The organism is Pantoea sp. F_5 (genome assembly GCF_008631595.1).
Lineage (GTDB): Bacteria > Pseudomonadota > Gammaproteobacteria > Enterobacterales > Enterobacteriaceae > Pantoea > Pantoea gossypiicola.
The window spans coordinates 252,220-269,095 of sequence record NZ_VWUO01000005.1 but is presented as its reverse complement, the minus strand read 5'-3'; the positions used below and the strand labels follow the sequence as shown (position 1 = coordinate 269,095).

Genomic DNA, 16,876 nt, shown 5'->3' with positions numbered 1-16,876 from the left:
GACCGCATTCATCGCTGAATTATCAGACGCCGTCAGAGTTTGCAGCACGGTGGCGGAATGGAAAATGTGAGGGTAAACAAACCGACGTTACTAACTGAAGGTTGTATCTAATACTGGGGGCAGGTCAGATCGCCTGTGCATCGGGTCTGATCCCATTAAGCACTGGTGACTGACTTACCGATACAGCGACACTTTCCCTACAGAACTAAACAGCGCTATCTTCACTGCGACTACTTATACGACTAACTTTAAGCAAACAGCATGTCCAGGCAGGTTCAGAAGCCCGGACACGCATTTTCACCGTTCCATCTCCAGCCGCCGCAGATTTTACCTCTCCCGCAGCGCTTCCTTCGCCCGGTTCAGCGGTTTCATCAGATACTCCATAATGGTTTTACTGCCGGTGTGGATCTCACCCATAGCGATCATCCCCGGATAAACCGGAAACTTTTTGCCCTTTTTATTGACCAGATAATCCTTTTCGGTGCGGATGTAGACGCGGTAATAGTACTGGTCGCGATGAACTTCATCCTGAATGGTGTCGGGAGAAATAGAGGCTACTTTGCCCTCCAGCCCCCCATAGATGTTGTAGTCATACGCGGTCAGCTTCACCACCGCACGCTGGCCTGGTGTGATAAAGGCGACATCGCGCGGGGCGATCTGTGCCTCAATCATTAGCTGCTCATCCAGCGGCACAATTTCCATCAGATTGCCGCGCTGCGGAATCACGCCGCCGACCGTGTTCACCTCGATATCTTTAACGATCCCTCTGACCGGCGTGACGATAACCGTGCGCTTCAGCGAGTCCGCCCGCCCGATGATAATCGATCGCTGAGATGCCGCTTCGGCGTTGGCTTTCGCCAGCTCTTCACGTGCCTGCACGATGTAGTTATTTTCCGCGTCGTTGAGCTTACTTTGCAGGTCGTTAGCCTGACGTTTCAGGCGCAGTACTTCCACGTTACTGGCCGCGCCTTTTGCCACCAGGGAAGAGGTCAGCTGCAGCTCGCGGTTAATCAGGCTCAGCGCTTCGGTCAGGCCGCTAATGGTTTTGCTGTAGTTCTCACGACGCGAGTGATAAAGCGCCGTCTCAGCGGCCACCAGGGACGGATCCGCTAATACCTCAGGCGGAAACGTCAGCGGCGTGCCTGCGGTCTCAGCCTGCAAGCGGGCCGCCGTCGCCAGCGCAGCACGTAAACGCGACGTGCTCTCCTGCACACCCGAGTCAATCTGGGTGGGATCCAGCAGGGCCAGAACCTGACCCGCCTCAACCACATCACCCTCGTGAACCTTCAGCTCTTTCAGGATACCGCCCTCCAGTGACTGGATGATCTGCTCGTGTGAGCTGGGTACCACTTTGCCGACACCCACGGTGACTTCATCCAGTTCAAAGTTAGAAGCCCAGACAAAGAACAGCAGCAGCATGACCAGCACCGACATAATAATCAGGCCGCCGGAAGAAACCCGCTGACGGGAACGTTGATGCTTCTTTTTACGGAATAAGGAGAAACTCATGCCTCTGCTCCCTGCGGTTTAACATTCACTTTGCCCTGATGCGGCGCGGCACTGGCTTCGGGCCGGGTGACCAGCATCTCTGCTTTTGAACCATCCCGCGCAATCCTGCCTTTATCCATCAGCATGATGCGGTCAACCAGCTGCAATACCGCCGGACGATGGGTGGCGATGATCAAGGTACGGTTACCCATCCACATCATCAGCCGTTCAATCAGATGTTTTTCAGCGGCATCATCCAGCCAGGCGGTAGGTTCATCCAGCAGCAGTACGCTGGGCTGGCGGAGCAGGGTGCGTGCCAGCAACAACTGCTGACGCTGGCCGCCAGACAAACCTTTGCCGCCTTCCTGCAACAGGTAATCCATGCCTTCCGGCAGGCGCTGAATAAAGTCGAGTGCGCCGCTGATCTCCAGAGCCTGAAGCATCTCCTCTTCCGTCGCCAGCGGCATGCCCAGGCGTAAGTTCTCGCGGATCGTGCCGTAGAACAGGGAGGCGTTCTGGGTGAGCAGCCCGACGTCACGCCGTACATCCAGCGGGTCAATGGAGGAGAGCCGCACGCTATCCAGCAGCAGGGCACCTTCACCTGGCTGTAGCAGACCCGCCATCAGCTGTAACAGCGTCGATTTACCGGATCCATTACGTCCCAGCAGCGCCACTTTCTCACCGGCTTTAATGGTCAGCTTTTTCACCGTCAGCACCGGATCAGGTGAGTTCGGATCGTAGCGATAGATGACGTCAGAGAGCGCATATTCGCCGTTAATGCGCGGGCGATGAATGCGGATGCTGCGCTCTGGCTGATCGACCTCGCTGTTAAGCAGGTTCTCCAGTCCTTCGCGTGCTACTTTGGCCTGCTGCCAGCGGCCAAATATCATCGCCAGCTGGCCCAGCGGTGCCATCATGCGTGAGGCCAGCATCGAGCAGCCAATCAACACGCCGGTAGAGAGGTCACCGCTCATGGCAAAAAAGGCCCCCACCAGCACCACGCTGACATAGGCAACGGTCTGGACTTCACTGGTCCAGCTCATCAGCAGGCCGCTGACAAAACGCTGCTTCTGTGAAGATTTACTGATCACCTCATTCAGGTGATTCCACTGGTTCTGAAAGTAAGGCTCTGCGCGCAGCAGCTTGATGTCATCCATGCCCTGTACGGTCTCAACCAGCATGGCGCTGCGCACCGCAGACTCGCGCATGGTCGCTTTGGAGAGCTTCGCCAGCGAACCCTGCGCCAGCAGGCCCGGAATAACAATCAGCGGAATCGCTGCCAGCGGAACCAGTACCAGCCATCCACCCAGTAACCAGAGGATAAAGAGGAAGATGATTAAAAAAGGCAGATCGGCAATCGCGGAGATGGTGGTCGAGGTAATCAGCTCACGAATCTGTTCCAGCTCGCGGATCTGGGCAATAAACGATCCGGTCGATTTGGGACGCTGATCGTTACGGATCCGCAGCGCGTGACCAAAGACGCGATCGGAGATGCGCAGATCCGCGCTTTTACCGGCTGCATCAGAGATATGCGTGCGGATAATACGCATTACAAACACGCAGGTCAGGGCGATCATGACGCCACCAAACAGTACCCAGAGCGAGGGCACCGACTGGGAAGGGATCACCCGGTCATACACCTGCATGGTGAAGAGCATCGCGGAGAGGCCCAGCACGTTGGAGATCAGCGACGCAAACATCACGTTCACATAGGCTGGCCACTCACGAAGAATGGTCTGCCACAGCCAGTCAGCACGATGCGGTTTGATGTAATCATCCACCCGCGCATCCGGCACGGAGGACTCCGGTTTGGCCAGCAGTACGCGCTGTGCATGCTGCGACAGCTCTGCAATACTCAGCGTGGTCTGCAGCTGTTTTTCACCGCTCAGCATCACGCTGACCTGGCCATCTTCGCCCACCGTGGTGATGACGCCGACGCCGCGGGGACCGAAATCGACGATCAACGGCATGCGCCACGGATCGAGCTGATCCGGGGCAAACGCGTCAAAAATCACCAGCAGGCCGAGCTGGCGCGCCATATTTTCAATCAGGGCATCCTGTGAAAGGTGCTGCATATGCCATTCCGCTTCGCCTTTCACCCGTTCTGGTGAACCATCAAGGCGGTAATGTTTCGCCACCAGCAGCAGCGCGTCGAGCCAGGGGGTATAAGCCTTTTTCGCGTGAGGCTGTGCTGATGCATTCTCGCTGTCAGATATTGTGTTCATTATCATATTCTCTTAATTGCTGACAGAATTACGGCGCAATGCGCAGTCCCTGAATGACCTTATTATTTAAATCAAACGCTTCGCGTGCCATACCGGTTAATACCAGATAATTAACGGAAGAGGCCCAGAGGTCGCAGCGGGCATTAATTAAATCCTGCTGAGCACGGCTTATTTCCTGTTCGGCGTTAAGTAAGTCGAGTACGTTTCGATTACCCAGCGATAAATATTGCTCACGATAAAGAGAGCGCGTCTCCATAATCGTTTTCATACGACGCGTCAGCAGGCTGATATTTTTTTGTAATCCCTTTACGCTCTGGAAATAATTACGTTGCTGATCGCTGATCTCCAGTTTTTTACTGGCTATGGTCGTTCTGGCCGCTTCCAGCGCTCTGGCACTGGCACTTTCCTGCGCCACTAATGCGCCGCCCTGATAAAGCGTGCTGTTAACAGACAGATAAACGTTCTGGTACTGGCTATGGCGCTGATAATCCGCAATGTCACCGATATATTTATTGGTGTTGGCTTCAAGCGATAAAGTGGGATAGCGCTGCGCTTTGTAATTTCGTAACTCGGCCAGTGCCACGGCGGCATCGGCCTGGGCGACTAAAATAGTCGGGTTACGGTTTAAATCGATCCGGGCGTTCTGACGCTCAATCAGCGGCAGCAGCGAGATCGGCGCAGATATTTTCTTTTCGGCAACCGGCTGTCCCAGCAGGGATTGCAGATGGTATTTCTGCTGCTGCAGTTTGATTTCCAGATCCAGTTGCTCTGCCTGTGCGGCTTCAACGCGCGCCTGCGCCTGAACCGGATCCACCCGTGTGCTGGCTCCGGCATCGGCACGCATTTGCGTCAGCGCCAGGATATCCCGCAGGGCTTTCACCTCTTTCCTGGAGTTATCAAGCAGCTGCGTTGAGCGATAAACGTCATTCAGTGCCAGTGCAGTTTGTTCAATAATGGTGTCGATTTGCATCAGAACAGTGGCCTGCTGGCGCAGATATTTCGCGCTGGCCTGATCGACCGCGCTGCCGGTTTTACCAAAGTCGTAGAGCATCTGAGAGAGGCCGACGGTGGCAATATGACCACTGCCTTCATCCTGCTGTCGACCGGTTGTGATACCCGCTTTTACAGAGGGCAGATAGCCCGCTTTTGCGGCATCAATGGTGAACCCTGAGGACTCCAGCGTCGCAATGCTGCTGCTGATGGAGGGATGATGATTCACCGCCAGCTGGATAGCCGCCTGCCAGTCAGCCGGAAAGCTTTCAACTCCGTTCGACGCCGTCGGCTGCATTTCAATTTCTGCCGGATTAATTTGTAATTTGTCTGCCAGCGCAGATCCGCTCGCAGGTAAGGTTCCGGGGTCCGGCGTTTTTGAAAATACGCCCCAGAAACCTGCCGGTGCTTCATTAATAGCTGGCTCGCTGCCTGATAAAAGTTTTTTATCGGCAGCAAAAGAATATTGGGCAATAAGAATGCAGTGCAAAATGATAATAATTTTTTTCATGATGTTTAGATAATTAAATATATCTCCGTCATAAAAGATGAATTAAAGCGCGGGGAAGTGGCAGGCTGGTATAAATAACCCAGCCTGCTTTTAATGCGGATATTAATTATCCGATGGTGATGTCGTCTTCAATATATAACTGTACCACGGAGCCATCGGCTGCAGAACTGGTGTAATGGTTGTAGTTAACCCCATTTGCCACCATTCCGTCTGCCTGCTCCCAGTTACCATTCAGCGTCACCGTGTCGCCATTTTCCCCTCTGACATATAACGTATTATCGTTATCAGTTACCTTCAGCAGACTTTCTGCACTTACGACCAGATTGTCTTTTCCGGCATCCGTCATCAGGTCGATGGTTTCAATATTGTTGACCCTGGCGGAGATATCGCTGAGGTTCAGCGTTCCCGTGCCATGCCAGGCCAGCGTATCGTTACCATCGGCACCGTTGATAGAGATGAAATCGGTGTCATAGACTTCAAAAACATCTGCACCGCGGGTGCCGGTGAAGGTAATTGCGCCCCCTTCGCTGCCATCAACATCAACGCCCAGGTTGAAGCTCAGAGAGTCAGTGCTGCCGTCTGACAAGGCATAGGTGAAGGTGTCAGTGTTACCGCTGTGCGCATACGCATCATCCACCACGTAGCTGTAGTGACCCGCTTCATCGATAACCAGCGTGCCGTAGGCACCTTTGAAGCTCACGCCACTGTCAGTAATCGCGGTGGTTTCACCGTTCTGGCTCACCGATACCACGGTCAGATCGGCGGAGACATCCTCGATGGAACCGGCGAGATGCTCTGTCACCTCGTTGAACTGCAGACCCTGCTGAACATAGAGTTTGATTGCCGTGCCATCCAGCGCCGTGCTGGTGTAGAGGGTGTAGGTGATGTTATTCAGCGTTTCCACGCCGTTAACTGTCCACACGCCCTGCAGTGAGAGTGAGTCATTGCTGCCCCCTCTGACATACAGCACATTGTCAGCATCCGTGATTTTCTCAATATCATCGGCACTAATCAGCAGCGCCGTTGCCTGGGCGTTATCCTGCAGATCGATGATTTCGATATTGTTCACTTTGTCCGCAATCTCACTGATATTCAGCTCGCCTGTGCCATTCCACACCAGCGTATCCTGACCGGACTTTCCGTCCACCGAGGTGAACTGGGTGTCGTGAACGGTGAAGCTGTCATCGCCAACGGTACCGGCAAAGATCAGCGCGCCACCTTCAGAGCCATCCACGGAGACACCCAGCGTGATCACCAGATTTTTGGTGGTTCCATCCGCCAGAACATAGGTGAATGAATCTTCACTGCCGGTCAGTTTGATCACCGAGTCGCTATTCAGTGTGTAGCTATAGCTGCCATCGTTTTTGATCGTCAGCGTGCCGTAAGTCCCCGCGATAGTGGTTCCCGCAGCGGCAACCAGCGTATAGCTTGCCGCACCGGTCACAATACCCGCCGTTATCGACGTCACTACCAGCGAACTGTCACTGGTGCTGTCGCTGGTAAAGACCGAACCATTGACGCTGGAACTGGTGCTGACTTTATAGTCGGTGGTGCTGACGATGTTCACTGCCACTTTCACGGTGAGCGCGTCATAGCTGGTAGACCACAGGAAGCCGGGATGTCCGGACTGCGTGCTGTCGACCACGATGCGGTAGGTTCCCGCATTCTGACCCTCCAGCGAGACATTCAGCGGACTGCCACTGGTGATCGCCTGCGTGCCGCTGGTCACGTTGTCCCAGCGCAGCGTCTGCTCGTTGTAAACCTGCAACGACCAGTTCACCGAAACAGTATTTTTGGCATTGATCGACGTCCCGGTCACGCTGACGTTAATCTCCTGCAGATCGCTGATGCTGTTAACCGTGAAGCTCTCGCTGGTAAAGCTGCTGGTTGCAGTGTTCATCGTGGTGGTCTGCGCCACGCTGTCACTGAGCAGGGCAACGTCGCCGGTCACGTCGGCCGCATTGTTTTCAGAGGCGGTTTCGGTGCTGCTCAGTTTCATGTCGCGATCAACGTAGAGATTTACTGTCTGACCATCAGCGGTGGTACCAACGTAATGGACGTAATCCACGTTGTTGACCACTTCACTGCCTGCCAGCGTCCAGCTGCCAGAGAGGGTCAGTGTGTCGGTGATGGCACCTTTAACAAACAGCGTGTTATCGGCATCGGTGATGTCCGCCACGTTTTGCGCGGTGACCACCAGATTATTCACTGCGCTGTCATTAACCAGCTCGATCTCTTCGATGTTGCTGATTTTCGACTGCAGATCGCTGAGCGTCAGGGTGCCGGTACCGCTCCACACCAGCGTATCCAGACCTTCACCCCCGTCAATATGGGTAAAGCTGGTGTCGCTCACGTTGAAGATATCGTCGCTCGCCGTACCTGTGACATCCTGCGCAGCGGTAACGGTATATTCCGTCCCATTCTGGCTATCCGTATAGGTGACCGAGGAAAGATTAATCCCCTGCTGCACGTAAATATCGACCAGGGTACCGGCAGCGGTGGTGCTGGTATAGTGCGTGTAAGTGATGCTGTCGACAATCACCGTGCCACTGTTGATCCAGGTGCCTTCCAGCGTCACGCTGTCGCCAGCGATGCCCTTAACATAGAGCGCATTACTTTCGCTGGTCACATCTTCTACGCTCTGCGCATCCAGTACCAGGTTGTCACTGCTGGTGGTTGAGGTCAGCATGATCGATTCGATGTTGCTGACTTTCGCCGCGACGTCGCTCAAGACCAGCTTGCCATTGCCATGCCATGCCAGCGTGTCATCGCCAGCCGCGCCATCTACTGAGGCAAAGCTGGTGTCATACACATCAAATACATCGTTGACTTCGGTGCCGTGGAATACCAATGCACCGCCGTTGCTGCCGTCAACCTCAACGCCCAGATGGATCGTGACGGTGGCATTAACCACTTCACCATTAGCTCCTTTCAGCGCGTAGGTGAATACGTCTTCAGAGCCCGCTGGCAATGTAGTAGTGGCAGGGGTATAGGTATAAGCACCGTTGTTATAGATCACCAGGGTGCCATACTGACCCGCAATGGAGACGCCACTTTCGGTGACCCAGGTATAGCTGTCATCGACCGTTACATCGCTGGTGCTGTCACCGGCTTTGGCATACATCCGTGTATAGATAGAGCTGAGTTTATCAACTGCACCGTCTGTGCCTTCGTCGGTCAGAACGTTGCCGGTTGCGACCTCATTCGCGGTGATAACGTACTCGGTGGGGCTGACTGTCTGAACTGACATATTCAGTTTCACCACGTTTGTTGCACCAGTGGTTGAAATCGCCACGCGATAGGTTCCTTCACCCAGACCGTCCAGCAGCGACGACATCTCCAGGTTCTGGATAACTTCTTCATTGTGCTGTCCGGCTGCCACGACGGCAGTCTGCGTTTTCACCGTGGTCCATGTGCCATCACTGTTTTGCATTTGCACGGCATAGGTGATGTTCAATGGTGAGTCAAAGTTGTTACCAAATAATCCCCATGCGGTGGTTAACGTCAGCGAACCGGTAATCAGGTCGTCATTCCCTGCCAGGGTAAAGGTCGAACTGTAGTTCTCGGTCCCGCCTGCAACCAGCTTAACGTCGGTATCCGTCGCGCTGGATGACTCGTAAGTCACCGTAACGCTGGCATTGGCCTCATTGCTGGAAGCGATATCCGTAACGGCGGTTGCAGAAGGATCGGTAGCATCCCAGCTCAGATCCAGCGCTTCGTTTGTTGTACCAATCTGCACGTGAATCTGGGCGGATGAGCTCAGACCCGTCGCAGAGTCAGTGATGGTATAAGTAAACGAATCTACCTTACCGATGCTGTCCATGGATGAGATAGGGGTATAGACATAGCTGCCATCGGCGTTAATGACCAGCGTGCCATACTGACCCACCAGCGTGGCGGTTTTGGTAGTAGCATCCAGCGTGACAGAGGTCACGGTGCCGTCAGCGTGGGTGACGCTCACCGCGCTCACAGAGGTATAGGCACTGTGCGGAATACCATCTGCACCATAAACGCTATCAACATCTGTTATCACATTGCCGGTTGCTGTGGTGTAGTCGGTCGGTGTGCCCTGTTCAGCCAGCGTATAGACGGTTTTGGAGGCATCCAGATTAAAGCCAGCACCGACGTTAATACCGTTGGTGGTATACACCAGCTGATACTGGCCAGCAGTCAGCCCGGTCAGCGTGATGGTGGAGGTTGATGCGCCCAGTCCGAACAGGCCAAACAGATTTCCGCTGTTATCCTCAGAAACGGTGACCCAGGTGCTGGTGGACGAGTCATACTTCTGCAACACCAGTGTTGAGTTACTGGCAATATTCAGGAACGAGGAAGAGGTTGCGGTAACATCAAGATCAATGATGGTGCCATCTGCAACCACGATCGGATCGCTGACGATCTTATTGTTGAACGCAATTAACCCACCGTCGCTCAGAACGGTGCCAAGATCCTGATTAACATCAATCGGATAGGTAAAGCCTACCGCAGCACCGGAGCTGACATTGTCGGATGCCGTCAAAACAATAGCCTGGACATTCAGATCCAGCGTGCCGGATGGATCGCTGCTATTGCCTGCCGCGTCTGTGACGGTAAAGGTCACTTCATGGCTGCCATCATACAGTCCGTCAGTGGCGGTGAAAGTCCAGCTGCCATCTTCGGCGACGGTGGTTTCACCGACGACCTGGCCCTTGTCGTACATCGTGACAGTGGCTCCCGGCTCAAGATCGCTACCGCTAAAGGTGAGTTTGCTGTCGCTCTGGATTTCTGCTGTATCGATAGCCGCACCCACTTCATCCGTGATGACCACGGTAGTAATGTCCACGCCTTCAGGTGCAACAGAATCCACGACATAGCTGACAGCCTCAGATTCACCGCTGCTGTTACCTGCAGCATCGACTGCCTCAAACGTAAAGCTGTGGTCGCCCTCAGTCAGGGCTTCAGACGGCGTGAATGACCAGCTGCCGTCATCTGCAACCTGGGCTTCACCCAGTACCGTATCATTATCGCGAACGATAACGGTGGTGCCTGCTTCCAGTCCTGAGGCACTGAAGGTCGGCGTGGTGTCACTGATCGCGCTGCCAGCGGCTAACGCATTGCCAGCATCATCAGAGACGACCACTGCGGCCAGATCAATCATCTCTGGCGCGATGGTATCGACCACGACGTTAACGGTGTCTGTACGGGTGTTTCCTTCCGCATCCGTTACGGTCACGATCAAGGCATGATCGCCGTCAGCCAGCGCTGCGTCAGGCGTAAAGCTCCAGCTTCCATCCTCAGCAACCACGACACTGCCCAGCACGGTTTCACCATCGGCGATGGTGACTGTGACACCCGGCGTCTGATCCTGACCGCTAAAGGTCGGTGTGCTGTCGTTAATGGCTTCACCATTCACAATCACATTGCCGGCATCATCGGTAACCACAACACCGGTGTTGATACCTTTAGTTGCGGAGATTGACAGGTCCAGTGCTTCAGATACACCGCTGCTGTTGCCGACTGCATCGGTGACTTCGAATGTGAACTGATGCTCACCATCGTCAAGCGAGGTTGAAGGCGTAAAGGACCAGCTGCCATCTTCGCTTACCGTGGTTTCCCCCAATACGGTTTCACCATCGCGAATAATCACGGTCGCTCCCGGCTCCAGCGCTGTGCCACTGAAGGTTGGCGTATTATCTGCTGTGATACCGGCTGCGGTGATAGTGGCACCGTCGTTATCGACCATTGTGACTGTAGAGATATCAACTCCTTCAGGCGGTGTGGTATCGACAGTGACGTTGAAGACTCCGCTGGCACTGACGCCCTGGGGATCAGTAACGGTGACCTCGATGGCATGCGCACCGTCAGCCAATCCAGCGGTTGGCGTGAAGGTCCAACTGCCATCCGCACCTACAGTCACAGTGGTCAGCGTGGTATCGCCGTCAGCGATGACAATAGTGGTTCCTGGTTCAAAGTTTTTACCGTTGAACGTTGGAGTACTGTCACTGATGGTGTCGCCATCCAGAATAGCGGTGCCGTTATCATCAACGATTTCCATAGACGGCGCGGTTTGCACCACGACATTAATGGTGTCATTGACATGGTTACCGCTGGCGTCTGTACCGTCGACAACCAGGGCGTGCTCGCCATCGGCCAGCGCGGTATCCGGTGTAAATGTCCAGTTACCGTCGGCGTCGACGGTGGCGGTGCCGAGTTCGGTGTCGCCGTCGGAGACGGTCACGGTAGAGCCCGGCTGCATGCCGCCACCGCTGAGGGTCGGGGTGCTGTCACTGATGGTGCTGCCGTCGGCGATCGGATTGCCGGCGTCGTCGGTCAGGCCCGGCACGGTGGCGCTGGTGTCAACGGTCACGTTCACGGTATCGCTCATGGCGTTACCGTTCGCGTCGGTGCCGTCGATCACGAGCGCGTGATCGCCGTCGGCGAGAGCTGCATCCGGCGTGAAGGTCCAGTTGCCGTCGGCGTCCACGGTGGCGGTGCCGAGTTCGGCGTCGCCGTCGGAGACGGTCACTGTGGATCCCGGCTGCATGCCGCCGCCGCTGAGGGTCGGGGTGCTGTCGCTGGTGGTGCTGCCGTCGGCGACCGGGTTACCGGCGTCGTCGGTCAGGCCCGGCACGGTGGCGCTGGTGTCAACGGTGACGTTCACGGTGTCGTTCACTGCGTTGCCGTTCGCGTCGGTGCCGTCGATCACAAGGGCGTGTTCACCGTCGGCCAGTGGTGCATCCGGCGTGAAGGTCCAGTTGCCGTCGGCGTCCACGGTGGCGGTGCCGAGGTCGGTCTCACCGTCGGAGATCACCACGGTGGAGCCGGGCTGCATGCCGCCGCCGCTGAGGGTCGGGGTACTGTCGCTGGTGCTTGCGCCGTCAGCCACCGGATTACCGGCGTCGTCGGTCAGCCCCGGCGCTGTGGCGCTGGTGTCGACGGTGATATTCACGGTGTCGCTGACCGCGTTGCCGCTGGCATTGGTACCGTCAATGACCAGCGCGTGTTCGCCGTCGGCCAGCGGGGTGTCAGGCGTGAAGGTCCAGTTGCCGTCCGCGTCCACGGTGGCGGTGCCGAGATCGGTCTCACCGTCGGAGACGGTTACGGTGGAGCCCGGCTTCATGCCGCCGCCGCTGAGGGTCGGGGTACTGTCGCTGGTGGTGCTGCCGTCGGCGACCGGGTTACCGGCGTCGTCGGTCAGGCCCGGCGCTGTGGCGCTGGTGTCGATGATGACGTCTACAGAATTGCTGACGTTGTTGCCGCTGGCATCAATACCACCAGTGATAAGCGTATGTTCGCCATCGTCCAGCCCGGTATCTGGCGTAAACGTCCAGTTGCCATCCGCGTCCACGATAGCTTCGCCGATCGGAGTGTTGCCGTCGGTGATGACCACAGTAGAGCCCGGCTGCATGCCGCCACCGCTGAGGGTCGGGGTGCTGTCACTGGTGGTGCTGCCGTCGGCGATCGGATTACCGGCGTCGTCGGTCAGGCCCGGCACGGTGGCGCTGGTGTCAACGGTCACGTTCACGGTGTCGTTCACCGCGTTGCCGTTCGCGTCGGTGCCGTCGATCACGAGCGCGTGTTCGCCGTCGGCGAGAGTTGCATCCGGCGTGAAGGTCCAGTTGCCGTCCGCGTCGACGGTGGCGGTGCCGAGATCGGTCTCGCCGTCAGAGACGGTTACGGTGGAGCCGGGCTTCATGCCGCCGCCGCCGATAGTCGGGGTGCTGTCGCTGGTGCTTGCACCGTCCGCCACCGGGTTACCGGCGTCGTCGGTCAGGGCGGGCACGGTTTCGCTGGTGTCAACGGTCACGTTCACGGTGTCGCTGACCGCGTTGCCGTTCGCGTCGGTGCCGTCAACGACCAGGGCGTGTTCGCCGTCGGCCAGCGGGGTGTCAGGCGTGAAGGTCCAGTTGCCGTCCGCGTCCACGGTGGCGGTGCCGAGGTCGGTCTCACCGTCGGAGACGGTTACGGTGGAGCCGGGCTGCATGCCGCCGCCGCCGATCGTCGGGGTGCTGTCGCTGGTGCTTGCGCCGTCCGCCACCGGGTTACCGGCGTCGTCGGTCAGGGCGGGCACGGTTTCGCTGGTGTCAACGGTCACGTTCACGGTGTCGTTCACCGCGTTGCCGTTCGCGTCGGTGCCGTCAACGACCAGGGCGTGCTCGCCGTCGGCCAGCGGGGTGTCAGGCGTGAAGGTCCAGTTGCCGTCCGCGTCCACGGTGGCGGTGCCGAGATCGGTCTCGCCGTCAGAGACGGTTACGGTGGAGCCGGGCTGCATGCCGCCGCCGCCGATCGTCGGGGTGCTGTCGCTGGTGCTGCTGCCGTCGGCGACCGGATTACCGGCGTCGTCGGTCAGGCCCGGCGCTGTGGCGCTGGTGTCGACGGTCACGTTCACGGTGTCGCTGACCGCATTGCCGTTCGCGTCGGTGCCGTCAACGACCAGGGCATGTTCGCCGTCGGCCAGCGGTGCATCCGGCGTGAAGGTCCAGTTGCCGTCCGCGTCCACGGTGGCGGTGCCGAGATCGGTGTCGCCGTCGGAGACGGTTACGGTGGAGCCGGGCTGCATGCCGCCGCCGCCGATAGTCGGGGTGCTGTCGCTGGTGGTCGCGCCGTCGGCAACCGGGTTACCGGCGTCGTCGGTCAGGCCCGGCACGGTGGCGCTGGTGTCAACGGTCACGTTCACGGTGTCGTTCACCGCGTTGCCGTTCGCGTCGGTGCCGTCAATGACCAGCGCGTGCTCGCCGTCGGCCAGCGGAGAGTCAGGCGTGAAGGTCCAGTTGCCGTCCGCGTCCACGGTGGCGGTGCCGAGATCGGTCTCGCCGTCGGAGATCACCACGGTGGAGCCGGGCTGCATGCCGCCGCCGCCGATAGTCGGGGTGCTGTCGCTGGTGGTGCTGCCGTCGGCCACCGGGTTACCGGCGTCGTCGGTCAGGCCGGGTACGGTTTCGCTGGTGTCAACGGTCACGTTCACGGTGTCGTTCACCGCGTTGCCGTTCGCGTCGGTGCCGTCAATGACCAGCGCGTGCTCGCCGTCGGCCAGCGGTGCATCCGGCGTGAAGGTCCAGTTGCCGTCGGCGTCCACGGTGGCGGTGCCGAGATCGGTCTCGCCGTCGGAGATCACCACGGTGGAGCCGGGCTGCATGCCGCCGCCGCCGATCGTCGGGGTGCTGTCGCTGGTGGTCGCGCCGTCGGCGACCGGGTTACCGGCGTCGTCGGTCAGGCCCGGCACGGTTTCGCTGGTGTCGATGATGACGTCGACGGTGCTGCTGCTGGCGTTGCCGTTCGCGTCGGTGCCGTCAATCACGAGCGCGTGTTCGCCGTCGGCCAGCGGGGTGCCAGGCGTGAAGGTCCAGTTGCCGTCCGCGTCCACGGTGGCGGTGCCGAGGTCGGTCTCACCGTCGGAGATCACCACGGTGGAGCCGGGCTGCATGCCGCCGCCGCCGATAGTCGGGGTGCTGTCGCTGGTGGTCGCGCCGTCGGCGACCGGGTTACCGGCGTCGTCGGTCAGGCCCGGCGCTGTGGCGCTGGTGTCGACGGTGACGTTCACGGTGTCGCTGACCGCGTTGCCGTTCGCGTCGGTGCCGTCAACGACCAGGGCGTGCTCGCCGTCGGCCAGCGGGGTGTCAGGCGTGAAGGTCCAGTTGCCGTCCGCGTCCACGGTGGCGGTGCCGAGATCGGTGTCGCCGTCAGAGACGGTTACGGTAGAACCCGGCTGCATGCCGCCGCCGCCGATAGTCGGGGTGCTGTCGCTGGTGCTGCTGCCGTCGGCGACCGGGTTACCGGCGTCGTCGGTCAGGCCCGGCACGGTGGCGCTGGTGTCAACGGTGACGTTCACGGTGTCGCTGACCGCGTTGCCGTTTGCATCGGTACCGTCGATTACGAGCGCGTGTTCGCCGTCGGCCAGCGGGGTGTCAGGCGTGAAGGTCCAGTTGCCGTCCGCGTCGACGGTGGCGGTGCCGAGGTCGGTGTTGCCGTCGGAGACGGTTACGGTGGAGCCGGGCTGCATGCCGCCGCCGCCGATAGTCGGGGTGCTGTCACTGGTGGTCGCGCCGTCGGCGACCGGGTTACCGGCGTCGTCGGTCAGGCCCGGCACGGTTTCGCTGGTGTCGACGGTCACGTTCACGGTGTCGCTGACCGCGTTGCCGTTCGCGTCGGTGCCGTCGATCACGAGCGCGTGTTCGCCGTCGGCCAGCGGGGTGTCAGGCGTGAAGGTCCAGTTGCCGTCCGCGTCGACGGTGGCGGTGCCGAGATCGGTCTCGCCGTCGGAGACGGTTACGGTGGAGCCGGGCTGCATGCCGCCGCCGCCGATAGTCGGGGTGCTGTCGCTGGTGCTGCTGCTGTCGGCGACCGGGTTACCGGCGTCGTCGGTCAGGCCGGGCACGGTTTCGCTGGTGTCGATGATGACGTCGACGGTGCTGCTGCTGGCATTGCCGTTCGCGTCTGTGCCGTCAACGACCAGGGCGTGTTCGCCGTCGGCCAGCGGGGTGTCAGGCGTGAAGGTCCAGTTGCCGTCCGCGTCCACGGTGGCGGTGCCGAGCTCGGTCTCGCCGTCGGAGACGGTCACGGTAGAGCCCGGTTCCATGCCGCCGCCGCTGAGAGTCGGGGTGCTGTCACTGGTGGTGCTGCCGTCGGCGACCGGGTTACCGGCGTCGTCGGTCAGGCCCGGCACGGTGGCGCTGGTGTCAACGGTGACGTTCACGGTGTCGTTCACTGCGTTGCCGTTCGCGTCGGTGCCGTCAACGACCAGGGCGTGTTCGCCGTCGGCCAGCGGGGTGTCAGGCGTGAAGGTCCAGTTGCCGTCCGCGTCGACGGTGGCGGTGCCGAGATCGGTTTCGCCGTCGGAAACGGTTACAGTGGAGCCGGGCTGCATGCCGCCGCCGCCGATGGTGGGCGTGCTGTCGCTGGTAGCCGATCCGTCCGCCACCGGGTTACCGGCGTCGTCGACGAGAGATGGCGTTGTGACAGGAATAACGCTGGCAGCACTATTGTCTTCACTGGTTGCTGCAGAGTTGTCTTCATTCGCGGCTACAGAGTTGTTATTTCCTGAACCCCCACTGCCACCAGAGTTTGATGCAGCAGCCACACCAATCAATGCAGCCAGACCACCTAAAACCCCTCCCGCTACATAGACATTGTCCGCGATAAGGGGATCCGACGAGGTCGAAACAAGTTCATATACGCTATTAGCCGCATCATAGTCATAAGCGTAGATTACACCGTCCGAACCAGAGGCTGTCATGACCGGCATTTCTTCTGCACTGACGTTTTGCAGGACAATGTCATACTGTTCACCCGTGACATCATCCACCAGCTTGAATTTCATCTGGCCATTCGCTTTTGACGCAATGATCTTCTGGGGAGGCTGCCCATCAACACTGTGAACTTCATAGGACGCAGCCTGTGGCATAGACTCCAATGCCAGCGACTTTCCAGGTTGTAAAGCATGTTGAGCAATAACATTGCCCTGAGTGTCTTTAATAATTAATTGTATTTTCATATTTCACCAATAGCGTTGAAATAAACCTGGCGATGAAAAAGTAGCCAGATGCTGCTGTGTTATGTTGATAAAAAAATTTAAAAATAGTGAATTAACCTCCAGATGGCAGTGAGTTATGGCCCGATAACGCGGTGTGATAAAAATGGGTAAGATATATTTTTTATCTTAACGCTTAATAATCAGTGTGATTTGACA

Annotated in this window: 4 protein-coding genes; all 4 read right to left on the bottom strand. The window is 58.3% G+C overall.

The features are described from left to right. Nucleotides 1-327 precede the first annotated feature (327 nt). The gene (locus tag F3I44_RS09430; protein WP_150015991.1) at nucleotides 328-1,509 is read right to left on the bottom strand and encodes an HlyD family efflux transporter periplasmic adaptor subunit; all 1,182 of its coding nucleotides are present in this window, start codon (nucleotides 1,507-1,509) and stop codon (nucleotides 328-330) included. Beyond that, on the bottom strand, nucleotides 1,506-3,713 hold the full coding sequence (locus F3I44_RS09425) for a type I secretion system permease/ATPase (protein WP_150015990.1): 2,208 nt from the start codon (nucleotides 3,711-3,713) through the stop codon (nucleotides 1,506-1,508). Before F3I44_RS09425 ends, F3I44_RS09430 begins: the two co-directional genes overlap by 4 nt. Before the next feature lie 28 nt (nucleotides 3,714-3,741). Then, the gene (locus F3I44_RS09420; protein WP_223811661.1) at nucleotides 3,742-5,001 is read right to left on the bottom strand and encodes a TolC family outer membrane protein; all 1,260 of its coding nucleotides are present in this window, start codon (nucleotides 4,999-5,001) and stop codon (nucleotides 3,742-3,744) included. 319 nt (nucleotides 5,002-5,320) lie between these two features. Then, nucleotides 5,321-16,591, bottom strand: coding sequence for a BapA/Bap/LapF family large adhesin (locus F3I44_RS09415; protein ID WP_190306301.1), 11,271 nt, complete (start codon nucleotides 16,589-16,591; stop codon nucleotides 5,321-5,323). Between the last annotated feature and the right edge of the window lie 285 nt (nucleotides 16,592-16,876).